The 19,584-nt window shown below is 66.3% G+C and carries 13 protein-coding genes and 1 tRNA gene; 10 read left to right on the top strand and 4 right to left on the bottom strand.

Features of this window, described 5'->3' with window-relative positions:
• Positions 1 to 104 precede the first annotated feature (104 nt).
• Complete coding sequence (locus CFP71_RS43400; RefSeq protein ID WP_143267048.1) at positions 105 to 1,100, top strand: DNA-binding transcriptional response regulator; 996 nt, start codon at positions 105 to 107, stop codon at positions 1,098 to 1,100.
• On the opposite strand, the gene CFP71_RS07665 is transcribed toward CFP71_RS43400, so the two are convergent.
• The 4 genes from CFP71_RS07665 to CFP71_RS07650 form a co-directional block, all read right to left on the bottom strand.
• Positions 1,097 to 3,571 carry an ATP-binding protein gene (locus CFP71_RS07665; RefSeq protein WP_093933127.1) on the bottom strand — a complete coding sequence of 825 codons (2,475 nt, stop codon included), beginning with the start codon at positions 3,569 to 3,571 and terminating at the stop codon, positions 1,097 to 1,099. The two genes, CFP71_RS43400 and CFP71_RS07665, sit on opposite strands and share 4 nt — an antisense overlap.
• On the bottom strand, positions 3,558 to 6,818 hold the full coding sequence (locus CFP71_RS07660) for a phospholipase D-like domain-containing protein (RefSeq protein WP_143267047.1): 3,261 nt from the start codon (positions 6,816 to 6,818) through the stop codon (positions 3,558 to 3,560). Before CFP71_RS07660 ends, CFP71_RS07665 begins: the two co-directional genes overlap by 14 nt.
• Before the next feature lie 80 nt (positions 6,819 to 6,898).
• Positions 6,899 to 10,534 (bottom strand): AAA domain-containing protein, encoded by a 3,636-nt coding sequence (locus tag CFP71_RS07655; RefSeq protein WP_093933125.1) that lies wholly within the window; start codon positions 10,532 to 10,534, stop codon positions 6,899 to 6,901.
• 448 nt (positions 10,535 to 10,982) lie between these two features.
• Positions 10,983 to 11,055: transfer RNA gene (locus CFP71_RS07650), tRNA-Arg, on the bottom strand.
• Between the two features lie 372 nt (positions 11,056 to 11,427).
• Between CFP71_RS07650 and CFP71_RS07645 the strand changes: the two genes are divergently transcribed.
• The 9 genes from CFP71_RS07645 (at position 11,428) to CFP71_RS07605 (ending at position 19,370) form a co-directional block, all read left to right on the top strand.
• On the top strand, positions 11,428 to 12,081 hold the full coding sequence (locus CFP71_RS07645) for a response regulator (protein ID WP_005155565.1): 654 nt from the start codon (positions 11,428 to 11,430) through the stop codon (positions 12,079 to 12,081).
• Positions 12,081 to 12,695 carry a trimeric intracellular cation channel family protein gene (locus CFP71_RS07640; protein ID WP_093933124.1) on the top strand — a complete coding sequence of 205 codons (615 nt, stop codon included), beginning with the start codon at positions 12,081 to 12,083 and terminating at the stop codon, positions 12,693 to 12,695. Before CFP71_RS07645 ends, CFP71_RS07640 begins: the two co-directional genes overlap by 1 nt.
• A gap of 85 nt (positions 12,696 to 12,780) precedes the next feature.
• Positions 12,781 to 13,473 carry a response regulator transcription factor gene (locus CFP71_RS07635; RefSeq protein ID WP_020631674.1) on the top strand — a complete coding sequence of 231 codons (693 nt, stop codon included), beginning with the start codon at positions 12,781 to 12,783 and terminating at the stop codon, positions 13,471 to 13,473.
• The gene (locus CFP71_RS07630) at positions 13,470 to 14,894 is read left to right on the top strand and encodes a HAMP domain-containing sensor histidine kinase (protein ID WP_093933123.1); all 1,425 of its coding nucleotides are present in this window, start codon (positions 13,470 to 13,472) and stop codon (positions 14,892 to 14,894) included. Before CFP71_RS07635 ends, CFP71_RS07630 begins: the two co-directional genes overlap by 4 nt.
• Positions 14,894 to 15,388: a carboxymuconolactone decarboxylase family protein gene (locus CFP71_RS07625; RefSeq protein WP_093933122.1), complete on the top strand. Its 495-nt coding sequence runs from the start codon at positions 14,894 to 14,896 to the stop codon at positions 15,386 to 15,388. Before CFP71_RS07630 ends, CFP71_RS07625 begins: the two co-directional genes overlap by 1 nt.
• Positions 15,366 to 15,893: a signal peptidase II gene (gene lspA / locus CFP71_RS07620; RefSeq protein ID WP_093933121.1), complete on the top strand. Its 528-nt coding sequence runs from the start codon at positions 15,366 to 15,368 to the stop codon at positions 15,891 to 15,893. The genes CFP71_RS07625 and lspA overlap by 23 nt, the downstream gene beginning before the upstream one ends.
• 82 nt (positions 15,894 to 15,975) lie before the next feature.
• Positions 15,976 to 16,776 carry a DeoR/GlpR family DNA-binding transcription regulator gene (locus CFP71_RS07615; protein ID WP_093933120.1) on the top strand — a complete coding sequence of 267 codons (801 nt, stop codon included), beginning with the start codon at positions 15,976 to 15,978 and terminating at the stop codon, positions 16,774 to 16,776.
• Positions 16,773 to 17,855 carry a galactose-1-phosphate uridylyltransferase gene (gene galT, locus CFP71_RS07610; protein WP_093933119.1) on the top strand — a complete coding sequence of 361 codons (1,083 nt, stop codon included), beginning with the start codon at positions 16,773 to 16,775 and terminating at the stop codon, positions 17,853 to 17,855. Before CFP71_RS07615 ends, galT begins: the two co-directional genes overlap by 4 nt.
• 72 nt (positions 17,856 to 17,927) lie before the next feature.
• Positions 17,928 to 19,370, top strand: a complete 1,443-nt coding sequence (locus tag CFP71_RS07605) for a S1C family serine protease (protein WP_093933118.1) — start codon at positions 17,928 to 17,930, stop codon at positions 19,368 to 19,370.
• Positions 19,371 to 19,584: the final 214 nt, after the last annotated feature.

The following is a 19,584-nucleotide window of genomic DNA, read 5'->3' as shown; positions in this document are numbered from 1 at the left end:
AGGTTAGTTATGATCTTTCGGTGGAGCGCCTGCGTGGTGCAAACCTGAATCTCAGAGGCGTGCTCATCGAGCGTTCATAACTGCTGTTCAGGTATGCTGAGCCAATGAGTTGCGAGATCGCGGGCCTGATTGCTGACTTCGAGGTGTCTATTCTCGGAAGAGCTCAAGTTCGGCGTCAGGATGGGACTTGGGCGAAGCTTCCGCCGCTGATCGGTGACATGTTGGCTGCCCTTGCTCTGGCTGGCGAAGCGGGGCGACCCAAAGAGTGGTTGCTCGAAGCCCTGTGGTCGAATGACAATCGCAGTGACAACGCGTTCGCGCAGGCGATCATGAAGCTCCGGAATTACGTCACTGTGCCGAAGCCTGGCGCAAAGGGTAATTATATTTTGCACGTTGCCGAAAAGCGTGTCGATGCATTGTTTTTCTGTGACCGATTAAAGGAGGTTGTCGCCAAGTCGGAGCAGTCCGTCGCCGAGCTCGACGCTTTACTTGCGCTTTGGCGTGACAGTCCTTGGTCGGACCGCTCCCGGCTACGCGCGAGCGCTTGGGCGGATGTTCGTTCGGCGCGTGACAAGCTCGTGGACGTGGTCCGCGGCCTGCCGGGCGAGCAACGGAGTGCGTTGACTTCGTGGAACCGGTTCTGTGAGACCTTTCCGTCTGAATCCGGCGGATGGCGAAGCCAGGACCGCCTTCCCAGCCCGCCGCGCAAGCGTGTGCTCGTCGTCGACGATAAGATCGCTTCCGAGCTCATCGCTGCCTTCGGTGGGGGTTACGACTGTGACAAGGTGACTTCGCTCGGTCAGTGGTCGGCCATGATCAAAGGAGGACATGCTCTCGACTACGACTGCGCGCTGGTCGACCTCCATCTCAAGGACAGCATGACGGACGCTGGCGGTGAGATCGTCCTGCAAGATCTGAAACGGCTCCGGCCGGACATGCCAACCGTGCTGATGTCGGCTGAATTGCCGTTCGAGGACTGGCACAGCATCCGGAAGCGGCTCGGCGTCAGCACGGTGATCGCAAAACACAACGATGAGAACAAGACCGTGGTCCCGCTCTACCAGACCGTGGCGAAGCTCATCTCAGAGGCCGGTCGCTAGCTCGACAACGGAAGCCAGATGAGCAGGTGTGCTCCACCGAGGCTGGAACGAGTTGCCACCCGCTCCAGCTTGCCGCGGCACGCCTCCAAGTTGCGTTGGACGTTCCGGAGTCCCTCTCCGCCAGGCATATCATTCTGCTTGCGCAGCTGGTCCAGGGCAGTGTTGTCGACGTTGCCAAAGCCCGGCCCGCTGTCCTCGACATCGATCACCGCGAAGCATTGATCACCCCGGTCGGCTTGACGGACGGTGAGCTGCATCTGCCGGTTCGTGACCTTCGCGGCGTCCATCGCCTGTGCCGCGTTCAGCGCCAGATCGACGAGCGCCAGCCGCACTAGCAACCTGATGGCCGACACCTCGGCCGTCGTGCCCACCTGATTGTTCACGTGGATCGCCAGCCGTCCAGTGTGACGCTCGCTTTGCGCGAAGTCGGAGACGAGCTCGGCGACGTCGAAAGTAGTGGTCCGTAGCAGCTGCTGGACGTCCCCCCGCTGGATCGCCTCGTATTCGTCGATGATTTCTTCGATGTGCTTGACCTGCTGGGTCAGAGTCCTGCGCTCATCTGGATCGACAGCCTGGTTTAACGCGTACTTCAACTGTTCCAGCGCGTATTTGTAGCCCTTGGTCGCGTGAAGGTTCTGTCGAGTCGTGCGATTGAGAAGAAGCAGTCGCGCGTTCTCTTCGAGCAGGTCATGAACGTCGTGGAGTCGGCGCAGCTCCGCGACCGACCATGCGATCAGATCGTCGTTCGCAAGGAGAGCCACCAGACCTTCTCCCGCCAGCACTATCTGGGTGCCTCCGGTCACCAGGCCGGCCGTTTCGATCCGGTCGATCGCGTCCGCCATGTCGACGCGTTCCGGCGGCAGCTCACGTCGACGCGCTTCATCGCGTTCGACCTCGTCACAGACGATGTCGTTGAGGCGGTCGACTTCGGCCGCCAAGTCGTTCGGGCTGATACGGCTCGTGCCGAGGGTTGCGGCGCGGGCAAGCAGAGCGCCGAACACCACCTTCGCGTGAAGGTCGACGTCGAGCGGGGCGAAGACCGCGTCTCGGATGGCCCGTACCGACTCGTGGTTGTCTCGTAGCGCGGTCAGGTGATCGTGGGTGAGTTGCGGGCGGCTGGTAACCGTCCGGCTCAGTTCGCGCACCAGCGCGGTGAGAGCGTCCGGTATGCCTGCGGTGTAGTACAGCACCATGTCCGGCACCTCTGGAGCCGGCTGATAGCCGAGCATGTCGAACATCCACTGCAGAGCGATCAGGATGTCGCCTTCCTCTCCGAGGTCGGTGCCGGAGGTGTCGGCGACCTGGTCGAAGGGCAGCTGCATGCAGAGGTGACGAAGGATGTTGATCCGCCGCCACTGCATGGTAGGGGCCTGATCCTGACCGTCCGGCTCCACAAGCGCGAAGAGGACATTAGGCTCGAGCAGTACAACGCTTTCGGGCAGGTCAGGACGGTCCTCGCCGATCGGCAACCAAATCCGCGGTTTGCCGCCCGCGGACGGCGGCGTCTGTCCGACGTGCAGACATACTCGAGCGGGGAGGGCCAGCCACGGCAGCCGAGGATCGTTGAGTCCGCACAGATCGACCTGGAAGCCGTTCTCCGCAGGACGCGGGTGATGGTTGATCGGCGCATCCTGGACGAACCCGTCGAGGGCCGCCGCCAAACTGGCCACGTGGTCAGCCGTCAGGCTTGTGGCCACGTCATGCAACGCGGTCACGAGTGCTCTGCCCTTGCTGTCCGATTTCGCGGGCAAGTAATCTTCGAAGTCTGAAGGAGAGGGTGCCTCCCCGGCGAACCAGCGCAGGACTTCCTCATTGGAGGTGTTCTGGAACGGCCACGTCTGCGGCCTCCGTACGGTCGTCGGACTGCTCAGCCAGGGCTGGAAGTCTGTTTGTTCGACAACTCGCTGCGCGACAGCGTATTCACCATTCGCCAGGCATGCCTTGGCCACTCGCGTACGCTCGTCGGGCAAGCCCGCGAAGCGGGATTCCACGGCGACTGCCCGCTGCTCGGCCTCTTTGTCGAGCTTGAACTGTATGCGGTCGAGGAGGTCAAGAGCTTCCTGTTTGCTATCCGTCAGGGCTTTCGCCCACTCCTCCGGATCCAGACGAATGCCTAAGGTCTCGGCACGCTTGACCAAACGGTGCGAGCGTGGCAGCAAGCTGGTCCGGATCGTCGCTATCGACCGGTTGATCTGTTCGTCCAGAGCGCTGCGCCGCTCGTCGGCCATTCCGGCGGCCGGAAGAGCCAGGAGCGCACGGCACGCCCGGAAGTCGCCCGCCTCCAACAGCCAGTGAAAGCTGTCAGCGACGTCGAAGACTTCGGTCTCCAAGCCCTCAAGGACGGCAGAGGCGGCGTCCAGTCCGCTCAGCGGCCCGGGGGCGATGGCCAGGCCGAACAGTTTCGGCTGGCGCCACACCTCCGGCCAGGCCCGGATCACGTCCTTGAAGTCATCTTGGTCAGTGATAAACATGGCCGCCCCATTCGCTGATGGTGGAGATGGCGCCCAGCCCGTGTTCGGTGAGCCGCCGTTCCAGGCGAGGGTGGTTGTCGAGGTCCGCGCAAAGGTTCGGCCAGAGCCCAGCGAGACGCTCGGCGACCGGTTGCGCCCGCGTCAGCAGGTACGAAGTGCGGGGATCCGCATGTTCATCGTCGAACGACGCGACGGTCAGTGCAGCTGCCCGCACGAGCTTGAGCCTATCGAGGTAGGCGCGACGTTTGCTGCTATGGATCACGTTGTTCTTGCGCCCAAGCATCACCTGTGCGGTGGTCTGGTCGAGGAATTCGGCGAGATCGTTGACTTCTTCCGCTCGGGTCCAATGCGTTAGGGCCGTGAGATCGCGATTGTCCACAATGGTTCGCAGTCGCCCGAAAAGGCCGTTCTCGTGCATCAGGCGGGCGTGGGTCTTGAGTCCGGCCTCGAAGGTGAAGGACGTGCCGGCCAGCGACCGCAGCGTCTCGTCGGCCCCGTCCCAGGCCTCCGCGACCTTTCCGTCGCGATGCCGATGGGCGAGCTGACGCCGGGCGATGGCGGCGAGACCGGGATCATCGATTTCCGGTGGGCACTGCACCACCAGGTCGGCGAGAGCTCGCCAGTCGTCGCTGAGCACTTTCAACCCGGAGAGGAGCACCAAAACCTCGCGCACCTCGTTGGCAACGAGCGGAGGCACGCTCGGCTGCTGAGGTAGCAGAGGCCAGGCGAGAACCTGCCGGGCTGCCAGGGAGACCAATGCGGCCGCTTGCGCGGTGGTGAGTTGATCCGCTAGCGACGCGGTGGCCAGAGCTTCCGCTACGTAGGGAGTTTCCGCTGCGGCTGCGGCTGCGACGATGGGCAGCGGCAACAGGCCATCCGGCAGGGACCTTCGAATGATCCACGCTTCTGCGAAACGGTAGTTTGCCCAAAGGTCGTCAACCAGCCAATCAGCCCAGACCTGCAGCTTGGGCGCCGTGTCGGCCAGGCGGTTGCGCAACGCCGAGGCGACGGCGACCCGGAGCACGTCGTCCGGCGCACTGGCTTCACGGAGGTCGGCCAGCAGGCGCAGGGAGTCACCCGTACGGACGGCCTGGCTGATCAACGCGTTCCGGTCGACCGGACTGACCTGACTTTCCAGAGCCAGCAGCAACTGATGAGAGTGGTGATCGACCTGGTCTAGTTTGTTTGCGGCAGGTCGCTGTCTCCGAAGAACGGGTGCGCCGAGCAATGCGGCGGTCTGCGCGGCGAAGCCTCCACCAGAGATTCGCAATCCGATCTCAGCCGCGGGGCGCCGTCCGGGCTGGCCGGTGTAGAAGCCTTCATGTGAGAGGAAGTCGAAGTTACCCACGACAACGTCATCGTCACAGACGAGGGCACGGGCAGCTGACTGCACACGCTTGAACGCGAAGCCGCTCGAGCCTTCGGTCGTGAGGGCCGCCAGCATACTGACAGCCTTGTCGGACCCCTTCCGCTGGTGATAATAGGACACTTGAATCTGAACACCGGCGCGGATTCGCTGTCGCAGAACCTCGACGAGCTTGGGCGTGACCACGCTGGAGGCGAGGAATTCGCTGGAAATCAGGACCTGTGAGGTCGCTGTACGCAAGCCGTCCCAAAGCGCCTCACGGTGGGCGGCGTTCTCGATCAGCGTCACCGATGGCCATCGTCGTGCTGCCAGCGTCTGCCGAATCTCGGCCGAGCAGCGGCGCCACGCCAGTGCCCAGCCGCGGACGGCGGCGTCGGAGACCGCGTCACGGCCAAGCGCGGACGGCAGGTCGGACCAATTCAGCCGGTCAGCCGCCGGTACAAGTTCTTCCGTGCCACCGACGAAGTCGCGACTACGGAAGAACACGCGTGCGGCCGTCGCGCCATCGGGCATCGAACGGCGTACCCAGCGCAGAAGTCCTTCGACGGGCTCGCAGCTGTCCTCGCCGACCGCTTCGACGATCACGCCGAGCTGCTGGACGTCATTGCGCAGGCCGAGGTAGCGAGATCCGCCTACAAGAGCTTCGCGATTGTCCGCGATGATCATGTCGACATTGGTGTTGGCCGATCTGCGAGCCACGACCAAGGTGGACGGATTGAACTGCTCCGCCTTGGCCGCTAAGCGGAGTTCTTCCAAGATGTTTTCCGCGCGGCTCTCGATGCGGTCGTCATGCCGCTGCCCCCAGAGCAGCACGATCTGGACGCCTCGCCGCGCGACGTCACTCAGCGCGGGCAAGAGATCGGCCAAACCGTCGTAGCGAACGGTGGATGCCACGAGGACGACTTGTCGTTCGGCGCGACTGATCATGGCCCTTGCTTCGTCGCGGCATTCTTTCTCCGTGCCCATCGGCTTAACTTGTGCCTCGCCAGACACCCGGAAATTGACCTGACCACGCGCGGTCTGGATCGCGTCGACGAGCTGTTCGTGGACCGCCGTACGGTTACCGGCCGCAGCGGTCAGCGCCTGTTCGGCCAGCGCCTCGAGCCTTGCCACGCTCCGTTCCATCGTCGGCGGGTTGGTGAGCCGGGTTTCGAGCGAGGCCTGAAGCCGGCGGGAGAACTTGTGGTTCGGCCGCTGTTCCACGAACTGCGTCAACAGGGAACTGATACGTTCACAGTGGACTTGACCCCGTCGCGAGTCCTGCACCGCGGTGACTCGCACAACATCGCTTTCTGGGTCCCGCCGTACGGTGATGTCCACTGGCAGATAGGTGGTCCGGGACGTCATCTGCGTATGCGAGGAGAGCGGAAGCTTCGTCTCCATCACCCGGAGCGCGCGGCCTCGCGCACTGAGACCGGTGGCGTCGTAGTGCTGCTGATCCTCGAGCATTTCCTGGACGGCGCGCACCACATCACTGCCGCGTACATCGTCCATGGTGGCCGCGAACAAGGTATCCGGCGGTACGACCAGATCCCGATCTGGTGGGCGGGTGTGCCCGGTGCGTCCCGTGAGGTGACCGCTCACCCGGTCCAACCACACGGTGACGTTCTCCAGCTTGTACTCGCCACCAGCGAGCTGGCTTTGTGCGCCGTCTCTGAACGCTTCCACAACCGCCGGAGAAGGCGCGACTGTGCCGGTGTATAGATCAAGGGTGATGTGCTCGCGCCGCCACAGGTCGAACACCAGGTCTAGGGTCATCCGCCGGCCCAGCTGCAGCAGGTAGTTCAGCCTGCTCAGGTTCACGCCCCTGGGCGCGCCTTCTGCGTCGTCGCCGGGCTTCCGCCATGTCTCGACCACGGTCCGCAGGACCATGATCTCCATCCGGGAGAGCTCGGTGCCGTAGCCGAGTCTCGCTCGTACCGGTACGGATTGGTAGGGGAGGTAGATCCGGATTCCGGGCATCAGACGTCCGCAGCCTGCGAGACAGGTACGACTTTGCCGAACTGGTTGACCAGCTGGCACACATCCGCCCACCGCGCTCCGCCGTAGTGCTGGAAGTGGCGGAACGAGCCGACGATCACCAGGTGTTCGCGGGCTCGCGAAAACAGCACGTTGACCAGTTCAGCCTCGCCAAGGTGCCCGATGCTGAGCGAGGGCTGACCGCTGGGGCCTCGTTGCTGATCACGGACGAGTGAGACGACCACGACGTTGGCCTCCCTGCCCTGAAATGCGTGGATCGTCGACGCGTAAGGGCGGATTTTGCCCCAACTCTTCAACAGATCCAGCTGTTGCCGGTAGGGAGTCAGAACGGCGAGCGGGTGCTCACTGTAGCCGTCCTTCTTCGGGTGGGGCTGCGGACGTAAGGTTTCGAGAAGTTCGTTGATGATGCGCACTTCGCCCGGATTCCGCCAGGCCGGCTCGTCGGTGCAGTCGGTGGTGCCGGTTGTGTCCAGCCACACCACGGCATGGTTGGCCAGGGTGCGCGGATGGCGAAGGACGGGGGTGTCGTCGCGGCCGGTGCTCAGCAAACCTTCGGCGGTGACGTCGACGTGCTCGTCCGGCTGGATCGGGGTCACGGGGTAGAAAGCCCGGCTGACGACCTGGCCGATGGCTTGCCGCATGCGGAACTGCTTCTGCAGCGTGTGCCGAGGTGGGTTCACCACCGTTTTTTCCAGGGTGACCTGGAACAGGTTGCCGAACAGGTCGAACACCTTGATGTACTCGTCGAGACGTTCGCCGTGCAGCTTGAGGTCGTCGTCGCTTGACGTGCTGCACCACTCGAGAAACCGCACGACCTCTCGCCGTCGGTGTGCGGGCAGCTGGCGGTGATCTCCGACGAGCGCCCAGCGGGTGCCACGGGCCAGCGGGATCGCCAGTTCTGTCGGCCACGCCTTGGCGGCTTCCTCGATTACCACCCAGTCGAAGGTTTCGGCGGCCACCGAACGCGCCAAGGCGGTCGGCGTCGCCGTGGAGCAGGTGGCGAAGACCAGGTTGGCCGCACGGTGAACACGGTCGATCAGCTCCGGCAGGCTGTCTTGCACGACTGCGGCCCAGTCCGCGAGAAGTGCCTGGGTATATCCGTCGGTTTCCTTGTCCTTCTGCTTCCTCACCTCTGAGATCACATGGTGCTGCTTACGCTCGGCAAGTTGGTTGATAAGGAAAGGTTCGACAACCTGGTCTACCTTGCTCTCGCCGCGAGCGCTCGTCGCGCGGACGGCGACCACATCTCCCTTCTCGTCTGCCACAGGTTTGTGCGAAGCGAGCAGGCCGAGTTTTCGCAGAAGCCGTTCGGCGATGTTGTCCAGGGCAAAATTCGATTGAGTGGACACCAGCACCCGGGCACCGGGTTCGTGCTTCAGGAACTCGACCACCGCGTCCGAGGTGACTTCGGTCTTGCCGGTGCCGGGAGGTCCTTGGAGGGCGAACAACGGCTCCGTCCCGCTGAGCGCCTCGGCAACGGCCTCCTTGGCGCTGGTCCTGGTCAGCCGCCGGGGACTCTCCCCGTTCGGCCGCGCCAGCTGATCGACCAGCACTCGGTTGCTGAGCATGTCCCACCGCGCATGTTCCTCCCGGTTCAATGCCACCCACGAACCGAAGTCGTCTGACAGGCTGATCCAACCGCGTTCCGGAACCGCGGCCGATCGTTGCCCCGCCGCCACTTCGACGTTCTCGTTTCTCGCATCCACGCAGTCGCCCAAGAACGCTACGCGCCGTGCTGGGGCACCGTCCTCGTCGGGACGCAGCGATACCGTGACAGAACCGTCTTCGTTGCTCGCGCCAGCGAAGAAGTCACCCATGCGTGGGCGCAACTGCCGATCGTTGGCGAACGCCGTCGCCATCGCCGAGCTGAACCGCCACCGGCGGTCGCGTTCCTCGTCGTAGCGCAGCACGATCCGGTCTTGTTCGCCCACCCCATCGGCTATGTACGGGTACTGCCGTGCCTCCAATTCGGTCCGCCGGAACTGGAGGAGCCAGTCGAACGCCTGCGTGAAGTCGCGTTCGGCTTTCGTCTGTGGCGCGGCGTCGTGGACCGCGGCCAATATGGGTTTCCAGGAAGGGCTGCGGTCGAGCCACGAGCTGAGCTCCGTTCTATGGATGTCGCTCGCGACGATCTCGACCTCAGGCGCCCATCGTCGTTTCTTCGCCCGCTCGACGGCTACCTGCAAGCTCCGCCCGCGGGCGGAGTCCAGACGAACGGGGAAGGCGAGCAGCAAAGCACGTTCGTCTGGTTTGCCCAATCGCCCGAAGCCCAGGTCGGGTGCATAGTACCGGCAGAACCACGCCACGTGACGGCCAAGCAGGAGCTGGTCCGCCGCGCGCATCTTCTCGACGTTGTTGCCGGGAGCGAACTGCGCGGCGCCGCCCGGCATGTGCAGTACGCGGGCTTCCTTGAGGTCCTTGAGGATGTACTCGCTGGTTTCGATCCGGCCTTGGGAAGTTGCCGGGTCCAGGTCGACCAGCTCCCATTTGAGCAGAGTTTCCCTGCACTCGCCCGGCATGAACACCAGGAGGTGCGGTGCGCCGGTGCTGTCGTCGTTCTCTACGGTCAGCCGCTCGTAATGATCGCTGAGGCGCCCGACCACCTCAGCGGCACTCGGCCGCGCGGTCGGCTTGTCCCAGGCGAGCATGTCCGAAAGGAGCGTAGCGAGAGGGCTGGGCAGCACTCGCAACGCACTGATCAGGTGCTGGTTGATCTGACGTGCCGCGGCCAGCAGGGCATCAAGGTCGGGGCCGGTCGCCAGCGCCGCGTGCACCGCGACAAGCAGCTCCTCGGGAATCGGTCCAGTCAGCCATTCGGCGACCATGGTGCCCAAGCCGTAGATATCGGACCGGTGGTCTTCCAATCGCGCGCCCTTGACCAGCAGGAACCGGATGCGTTCGGGAGAGAAGTAGGCCAGCGCATCACCGCCCTGAGTCAGAATCAGCTGCCGCGCCTGCTCGGCGCGCTCGTTGGCGTCGAGCAGGGAGGAGCGCAGCAGGTTCGACAGTAGGCTGCTCATCTCGAACCGGCTCAGCATGAGCTGGTCACCGCCGTCGTCACCGGCTGTCCGGGCGACTGTTCCTGGCCAGATGTTGCGGTGCACGATTCCCAAGTCGTGCAGCAAGAAAAGGGCGTCAGCGAGCGCCATAAAGTGGGCGACCGCGATCTGGCGGTGTTGTTGCAGGTATTCGACGACGGCGCGCAAGCCCGCGCGCATCCCGTACTCGGTGTCGGAGTCGTCGTACAGCTGGTTGGTTCCGGATCTGGTCACCACGAAGGCGCAGCCATGGATCCCGAAGTCCTTCGTCATCGCTTCATCGATGTGCCCGCCGCGGACCACCTCGGGCAAGGCGGGGTGCCGCAACGCGGCTACGCGTCGAAGGACACGCAATTCTTGCTTCCATAACCCTTCGCCCAGACCAGTCACGTCGGTGTAGAACTGAACTGTCATCGGCGTCAATGACGTCGCGTCCTCGAGGTTGTACCGATAGAGCGTGTCATCCAGCAGCTCGATGCCCTGCGCTTCGCCGTCGCCGGGAACTCGGAAGCCGCCGTAGCGAGATGTGCTGTCGCAGAACAGTTTGGTGACCAACCTGTTCATGTCCGCGACCGACATGGAACCTCCACGCTAGGAAAGTATGGCGGAGAATCAATCGGTGGAAGATGGGGTTGAGTTACACGGAGGAGGGACGGTATCACCCTCGCTCGTGCTCAATAGACTGCCCCCGCCGACTTCGCCGAGCTCTCCGGTCTTGTCCAAACTGGTGTCTTGCGTCGTGTGTGAACCAATAGCTGTTACTGGCCACTGGCCGTTCATGACAGACATGTTGTCGCTGATATGCGGAACGGCCGAGCCGGCAGTCGGTGCTTAGCGCGTTCTTGTAGATCAGATGTCGCGCGGGAGCCAATCCGCCACGTCAGTGTCGCGACCGGGCAGCGATTCCCGAGCTTGAGCGGGCCCGGTCGTGCAGACGCTTCGGCGGGTCAAGAAGCGATGATCGTCATCGCAGATACCAGATCTGTTTAGAAGTACGCGCGTCAGTTCGACGCCTAGTCTCTGAGTGTGCCCCCGGCAGGATTCGAACCTGCGACACCCGCTTTAGGAGAGCGGTGCTCTATCCCCTGAGCTACGAGGGCATGTACTGCCAGGCGCAGCCTACCGGGTGACCGGAGCGGCCCGAGCGTGAGGGCGCAAGTCGCATCCGGGCGGAGCAAGCGGCCAGCCCGGTGAAAGCCCGGAACCCCCCGAACGGCGGTTGCGCGCGAGCAGGCCGGGAAACCCGCGACCAAGAAGAGACACTGGCCGCCTAGTGACACTCGACCTGCGGATCCGTCCCCGAGGACGCACACTCACACGCAGGAAAACAGGGTCTGAATCGAGAGCTAGATCGACACAGATGACCCGGGAGGGTCACTCGTACGTGTCTGGTTTCGAAACCCTGAACAACAGTAGGTAATCTTCGTTAACGGGACGCGAGACGCCGCTCCCCCGGCTGCCGGAGGGCTTCGTTGATCAAGCTCATGTTCGCCGACGACGAGGAACTGGTCCGCTCGGGCCTGCGTGCCATGATGTCCGGCGCTGCCGACATCGAGATCGTGGGCGAGGCGAGCGACGGGAGATCAGCGGTCGAGGTCGCCCGGCGATACCACCCCGACGTCGCGTTGCTCGACATCAAGATGCGGGCGCCTGACGACGGCATTCGCGCGCTCAGGGCCATTCTCGCGTTGCCGGATCCGCCGACCGTGGCCATGTTGACCACGTTCGACATCGACGACTACGTCAGTCTCGCGCTCAGGCTCGGGGCCAACGGCTTCCTCCTGAAGGACATCGACCCGGCGGCGCTGCTCAGGGCCGTCCGGGACCTCGCGCGCGGGGGCGCGGTGCTCGACCCCGGGGTCGCGGCGCGCATGGTCCAGTCGCATCGGGACGAGCAGCGGGCCGCGCAGCCGGCGCGCAAGTTGCTCGCGTCGCTGTCCGAACGGGAGCGTGAGGTCGTCGGGCTGATCGGTCAGGGGCTGTCCAACGCCGAGATCGGCGGGCGCCTGCACCTGTCCGAGGCCACGGTCAAGGGCTACGTCTCGGCCGTCCTGTCCAAGATCGGCGCGGCGAACCGGGTGCAGGCCGCGCTGCTTGCCTACCGCGGTGGCCTGCTCGACCAGTAATGATCCTCACCGCGCTCGAGTTCCTCGGCTTGATCGCGTTCGCCGCTTCGGGGGCGCTCGCGGCGGTGCGATCCAGGTTGGACGTCTTCGGGGTGGTCGTCGTCGGGCTCACGACCGCGCTCGGCGGCGGGGTCATCCGTGACGTCCTGCTCGGGATCACACCGCCGACGACGCTGCGGACCTGGCCGTACCTCGCGGTCTGCGGCGGGACGGCGCTGGTCGTGTTCGTCTTCCACCCGCAGATCGCGAAGCTGCGGCGCGGCGTGCTGCTCGCGGACGCGCTCGGGCTCGGGGTGTTCGCGACGGCCGGGACCACCATCGCGTTGAACGCGGGCGCCACTCCCTACGCGGCGTGCCTGATCGGGATGACGACGGGTATCGGCGGCGGCGCTGTGCGTGATCTCCTCCTGCGGGAAATCCCGCTCGTGCTGCGGAAGGAGATCTACGCGGTCGCCGCGCTCGCGGGCGCCGTGCTCGTCGTGATCGGTCACGCTCTGCGACTGCCGCCGGGGCCGGTGACGGTGGTAGCAGCTGCCGTCGTGGTGGGGGTCCGAATGCTCGCTTTGTGGCGCAGATGGAACGCACCTGTTGCAAAAGGGCCCGAGACCGGCTGAAACGTCTTGTGGACCGCCGGATTTCCTTTGTTGGTTCTGTGTGTGTTCTTAGGCGAGTCTCAGCACTCTGCGTAAGACTGTCGCCATGCGCATCCTCGTAGTGGACGACGACAGGGCCGTCCGTGAATCACTCAGGCGATCCCTTGAGTTCAACGGGTACCAGGTGGAACTGGCCGGGGACGGCGCGCAGGCCCTGGAAGCGATCATCGCCAACAGACCCGACGCGATGGTCCTCGACGTGATGATGCCGCGGCTCGACGGCCTGGAGGTCGCCCGACGCCTGCGAAGCACCGGTGACGACCTGCCGATTCTCGTCCTCACCGCGCGGGACACCGTGTCCGACCGGGTGTCCGGTCTCGACGCCGGCGCCGACGACTACTTGCCGAAGCCCTTCGCGCTCGAAGAGCTTCTCGCGCGCCTTCGCGCGCTTCTGCGTCGCGCGATCCCGGACCCGCAGGCGGGACAGAACGCCGAGATCCTGTCGTTCGCGGACCTCACCTTGGACCCGGGGACGCGTGAGGTGCGCCGTGCCGGGCGGGAGATCAGTCTCACGAGGACCGAATTCGCCCTCCTCGAACTGTTCCTCTCCTACCCGAAGCACGTCCTGACCCGCAGCCGGATCCTGGAGGAAGTATGGGGATACGACTTCCCGACGTCGGGCAACGCGCTGGAGGTCTACGTCGGCTACTTGCGCCGAAAGACCGAGGCTGGGAACGAACCGAGGCTGATCCACACGGTACGGGGAGTGGGCTACGTCCTCCGGGAAACCCCGCCGTGACCGACCCGGTCCACGGCGTCGACGTGTCCGAAAAGGATCCGCGCGGCGACCGCTGGGGCGCGCGGCGCTTCTCGCTCCGCGGCCGGGTGACGCTGCTCGCGGCCGCTTCGGTCGCGGGCGCGGTGGCGCTGGTGTCCCTGGGCGCGTACCTCGTCGTGCGCGACAACCTCTACCAGCAGGTGGACGACAACCTGCTCGCCCGCGCGCGGGCCGCCGTCGAATCGCCGCAGGTCCAGACCGAACTGCAGCAGGTGCCCGGGGCCTTCCTGGCCAGCGCGGACCTGCAGATCGGGCAGCTGACGGTCGGGCAGAAGGTCCGGCTGACCTATCCGCAGTCCGGCAGCCGCCCGCCCTACGGCGACGACGAGATCGCGGTCGCTTCCGGCGACAAGCCGTTCTCCCTGCGCACCGACCCGAAGACCGACAGCCGCGTCGTCGCCCTCCCGCAGGGCGCGGGACAGGCGATGGTGCTCGCCCAGTCGCTCGGCCCGACCAAGCGCACCTTGAACGAGCTCTCGGTGGTCCTGTTCCTGATCGGCGGCGCCGGCATCCTGGTCGCCGCGGCCGCGGGAACGGCCGTCGCGAGAGCGGGCCTGCGGCCGGTCGACAGACTGACGTCGGCGGCGGAGCGCGTCGCCACCACGGGTGACCTGCGGCCGATCCCGGTCAGCGGCGACGACGAACTCGCCCGCCTCACCCAGAGTTTCAACACGATGCTGGGCACGGTCGCCGAATCGCAGGAACGGCAACGCCAGCTCGTCGCCGACGCCGGTCACGAACTCCGGACGCCGCTGACGTCACTGCGCACCAACCTGGAGCTGCTGCTGTCCGCGAGCAGGCCGGGCGCGCGCACGCTGTCCGACGAGGACCGCGCGGACATCGAGGCTGACATCCGCGGCCAGCTCGACGAGCTGACCCAGCTGATCGGCGACCTCGTCGAACTCGCGCGCCAGGACGAGCCGCGGATCGAGCACGAGCGGGTCGAGATGGTCGACGTCGTCGAACGCGCGCTGGACAGGGCACGCCGCCGCGCGGGCGAGATCGAGTTCGACGTCTCGCTCCAGCCGTGGGTGCTGACCGGCGACACCAGCGCCCTGGAACGCGCGGTGCTGAACCTGCTGGACAACGCGGTGAAGTTCTCGCCGGAGGGGACGACGGTCGGGGTCCGGCTGTACCCGGTCGGCGACGGCACCGCGGTGCTCGAAGTCGAGGACTCCGGGCCGGGGATCGCCGACGAGGACCTGCCGAAGGTGTTCGACCGCTTCTACCGTTCCTCCGAGGCGCGGACGCTGCCCGGTTCCGGGCTCGGGCTGGCCATCGTCCAGCACGCGGCACAGCGCCACGGCGGTGACGTCTACGCGGGACGCGCTCCCGAAGGCGGCGCGCTGATGACGCTGCGACTCCCCGGGGCCCCTGCCTGATGGGTGATCACGACAAGGGCCTCGAACTGCTCAGGCTTCTCGGCGGCGTCGAGAACCCCGCCGTGCTGGAGCTGTTCGAGGCCGTTCAAGCCACGGACTACGGCAGAGAAGCCGTCGCTTTCGTCTACGGCGGCGTCTACCAGCGGCCCGGGCTTTCGCTGGCACAACGGCAGCTGGTGACGGTCGCCGCGCTGGAGACCCTGGGCTACGCGGAGGCGCAGCTCGCGTTTCACCGTGCCGCCGTGACGAACGTCGGCGGTGACCTCGGCCAGGACGACGAAACGATCCGGCGGCTCAAGCGGATCGCGGTGTATACGGCGAAGGGCGGCGTGGGCCCGGAGCTGGCGGACGTCCTTCAGGAAGCGAAGGACGCGGGGGAGCTCAGGGAGGCCGTCGAGACGATCCTGCATCTCGCCGTGTACGTGGGCTTCCCCGCCGCGCTCAACGCGCTCGCCATTACTCTGACGGGTGATGAGCACCGAGAACGCGCCTGAGCTGCCGCCCCGCCGTCTGCTGTGGACTCTGCTGGTGGCCGCGGTGCTACTGGCCGCCGACCAGCTGACCAAATGGTGGGCCGTCGACGCCCTCACCGATCGCGCGCCGATCCCGGTGATCGGCGACTTCATCCGGTTCCGGCTGCTGTACAACCCGGGCGCGGCGTTCTCGCTCGGCGCCGGTTCCACCTGGATCTTCGCGATCGTGGCCGCGGTCGCGGTGGTCGCGCTGCTGTGGATCTCGCGCAAGGTCCGCTCGGCGGGCTGGGCGATCGCGCTCGGGCTGCTGCTCGGCGGCGCGACGACGCATCTGGGCGACCGCCTTTTCCGCGAGCCCGGGTTCGCCCGCGGCCACGTCGTCGACTTCATCGACTACAACGGCTGGTTCGTCGGGAACGTCGCCGACATCGCGCTGTTCTTCGGCGCCGTGGCGCTGTTCGTGTTGAGTTTCCGCGGGGTCCCGATCGACGGCGTCAAGCAGGCCGAGGAGACCTCCGCCGAATAAACCGGCCTCTCTGCCACACGAAGTCCTTGTTTGATCGTGTAGGATTTTGTGTAGTTGATCCAGTGCAGTCATCGGAGGCTTCGTGCTCGCGCGGCAACGACAGGCGGTGATCCTCGAGGAGGCGCGCCGGACCGGGGCGGTCCGGGTCAGCGACCTCGTCACGAGGCTGGGCGTTTCCGACATGACGGTGCGCCGCGATCTCGACGTGCTGGCCGCCCGCGGACTGGTCGAGAAGGTCTACGGCGGCGCCACCTCCAATGTCGGCAAGAGCACCGACGAGCCGGGTTTCGAGGCCAAATCCGTGCGCCAGCGCGCCCAGAAGGAAGCCATCGCCGCCCTCGGGGCCGGGCTGGTCCGGCCGGGCACCGCGATCGGCATCTCCGCCGGCACCACCACCTGGACGCTGGCCAGGGCGCTCGACGAGGTCCCCGGCCTGACGATCGTCACGAACTCCATCCAGGTCGCCGACGTGCTGCGCGGCGCGAACCAGCCGGATCGCACGGTGGTCCTCACCGGCGGCGTCCGCACGCCGTCGGACGCGCTCGTCGGGCCGGTCGCCGTGCAGAGCCTGCGGTCGCTGCATCTGGACGTCGTCTTCCTCGGCGTGCACGGGATGGCCGACGGCCCCGGGTTCACCACGCCGAACCTCACCGAATCCGAGACCGACCGCGCGCTCGTCGAAGCGGGCCGCAAGCTGGTCGTGCTGGCCGATCACACCAAATGGGGCATCGTCGGCATCTCCACCATCGCCGGGCTCGAAGAGGCCGACGTCGTCGTCTCGGACGACGGTTTGTCCGACAACGCAAGGGAAAAGCTCACCGAGCAGGCAGGTGAGCTGATGATCGCCGAAACGGCGGAGACGGCTGAGGCTGAAGAAGCGTGAAGCGCACGGTTAGGCACCTGGCCGACGGCCGGGAGATCATCTACTTCGACGCGCCCGGAGCGCCCGAGCGCACCGCCGAGGACACGCGAGACCTGCCGCGGGTCGCGGCGGCGTCGGAGATCCGGCGCGACCCGCTGACCGGCGAATGGGTCGCGATGGCCGCGCACCGGCAGACGCGGACCTACAAACCGCCCGCCGACCTTTGCCCGCTGTGCCCCACCAAACCCGGGAAGCCCAGCGAGATCCCGGAGCCGGACTACGACGTCGCGGTGTTCGAGAACCGCTTCCCGTCCTTCTCCCGCAACGTCATCGGCGAATCGTCCACAGTGGACGGCTTGGGGCTGGTGCCGATCGCGCCGGGTGTCGGCCGCTGCGAGGTCGTCTGCTTCACCAGTGATCACGACGGTTCTTTCGCCGGGCTGACTTCGAAGCAGGTCCGCGCGGTCGTCGACGCCTGGGCCGATCGCACCGCCGAACTGTCCGCGATGGACGGTGTCGAGCAGGTCTTCCCGTTCGAGAACCGCGGCGAAGAGATCGGCGTGACCCTGCATCACCCGCACGGTCAGATCTACGGCTACCCGTTCGTCACGCCGAAGACCGAGCGGATGCTGGAGGTCGCGCGCGTCTACGAGGCCGAACACGGCCGTCCGGTGATGGGCGACGTCCTGGCCGCCGAGCGGGAGTCCGGGGCGCGGGTCGTGGCCGCGGGCGAGCACTGGACGGCGTTCGTGCCGCCCGCCGCGCGCTGGCCGGTGCAGGTCCAGATCGTGCCGCATCGCCAGGTGCCCGACATCCCCGCGCTGTCGGACGCCGAGCGCGACGACTTCGCCGACGTCTACCTGGAAGTCCTTCGCCGCTGCGACGGGCTCTACGACCGGCCGCTGCCCTACATCGCGGCCTGGAACCAGGCGCCCGCCAAACGCGATCGCGGGCTCGGCTGGCTGTACCTGGAGGTCTTCTCGGTCCTGCGGTCCAAGGACAAGCTGAAGTACCTGGCGGGCTCGGAGTCCGGAATGGCCGTGTGGATCAACGACGCCACGCCCGAGCAGATCGCGGACAAGCTGCGCGCCACCCGCTGACGGGGCCATACTCATGTGCGATGCACAGCTTTGGCTCAGGAACTTCTCAGGACCATCCCGCAAGGTGAGGACATGACCGAGAACGACCCCAGCGGCCAGGACGCCGAGAAGGCGCGGCCCGCCGGCACCCAGCCGGACGCGGAGCGGAGCGCGAGCTGGGCCGCACAGCCTGCGCCGCAGCAGCCTGACGCGACCGGCCTCGGCGGCCATGCCACTCCGCAGACCGGAGCGCAGCAGGCCTACCCCCCGGACCAGCAGTACAACCCGTGGTCGCCCCAGGCCCAGCAGGCGCAGACCCAGACCCAGCAGGCGCCCGCGCCGGAGCACCAGAACCCGTACACCCAGGGACACCAGATCCCCGGCCAGCAGCCGCCGTTCACCCAGCCGGGTCCGTCGGTCTACGCGGTCCCGCAGCAGCGCCAGGCGAAGAAGTCCACCTCGGGCAAGCTGCTCGCCGGTGTCGCGGCGATCGCGCTGGTGGTCGGCGGGGTCGCGGGCGGCACGGTCGGTTATCTGACCGGTGACGCGACCGGCGGCTCCTCCGTGAACGCCCTCGACGCGCCGAAGCCCGCCCAGCAGACGGGCAACCTGCCCGCCGGTTCGGTGGAGTCGGTGGCGCAGAAGCTGTCTCCGAGCGTGGTCGAGCTGCAGGTATCCGGCCGGTCCGGCGCGGGCGAGGGCTCCGGCTTCGTGCTCAGCACCGACGGCTACGTCCTGACCAACAACCACGTCGTCGAGGTCGCCGCCGGTGGCGGCGGGCAGATCCAGGCGGTGTTCCAGGACGGCAAGAAGGGCACCGCGACCGTCGTCGGGCGTGACCCCACGACGGACATCGCCGTGGTGAAGGTCAGCGGTGTCAGCGGCCTGACCCCGGTCGAGCTCGGCCGCTCCGACGACCTGCGGGTCGGGCAGCCGGTGGTCGCCATCGGTTCGCCGTTCGAACTGGCCGGCACGGTCACTTCGGGCATCGTCAGCGCGCTGAACCGGCCGGTGAGCGCCGGTGGCGGCGGCGACCAGACCACGGTGATGTCGGCGGTGCAGACCGACGCGGCGATCAACCCGGGCAACTCCGGCGGCCCGCTCGCGAACATGGCGGGCCAGGTCATCGGCATCAACTCGGCGATCTACAGCCCGAAGTCCGCGCAGGGCCAGGGCGGCGAAAGCGGCGGCAACGTCGGCATCGGCTTCGCGATCCCGATCGACCAGGCACGCCGCACGGCCGACGACATCATCAACACCGGCCAGGCGACGCAGACCTTCATCGGCGCACGAGTGCAGACCGCGCCGACCGGCGGCGCGCAGCTCGGTGAGATCTCGCCGGGCAGCCCCGCGGAGAAGGCGGGCCTCAAATCCGGTGACGTCGTGACGAAGCTGGACGAACGGGCGATCCCCAACGCGGACGCGCTCGTCGCCGAGATCCGCACCCGGGCGCCGAACGACAAGGTCAAGTTCACCCTCAACGGTGGCAAGGTCATCGAGGTGACCCTCGGCGGTCAGCCCGTCACGCCGAACTAGTTCCTTCCCAGACGCTCGGCCGCAGTGCGCGGCCGAGACCAAACCCCGGCTCGAACCCCCAGCGGGCCGGACCTGAGGCCACGCGCGACCGGCTGCCAATCCCGGTCGCGCGTGGCCCTTTTTTGTGTAGTCAGGCAAAGGTGTCGTGCTTGGCTGCTTACGCGCGTGTCGGCTTCGGGCGTTGTGAAAGCCACTTTCGCAACGTTGAAGGTTG

This window comes from Amycolatopsis thailandensis, assembly GCF_002234405.1.
GTDB lineage: Bacteria > Actinomycetota > Actinomycetes > Mycobacteriales > Pseudonocardiaceae > Amycolatopsis > Amycolatopsis thailandensis.
This window is presented reverse-complemented; position numbering and strand designations above follow the sequence as displayed.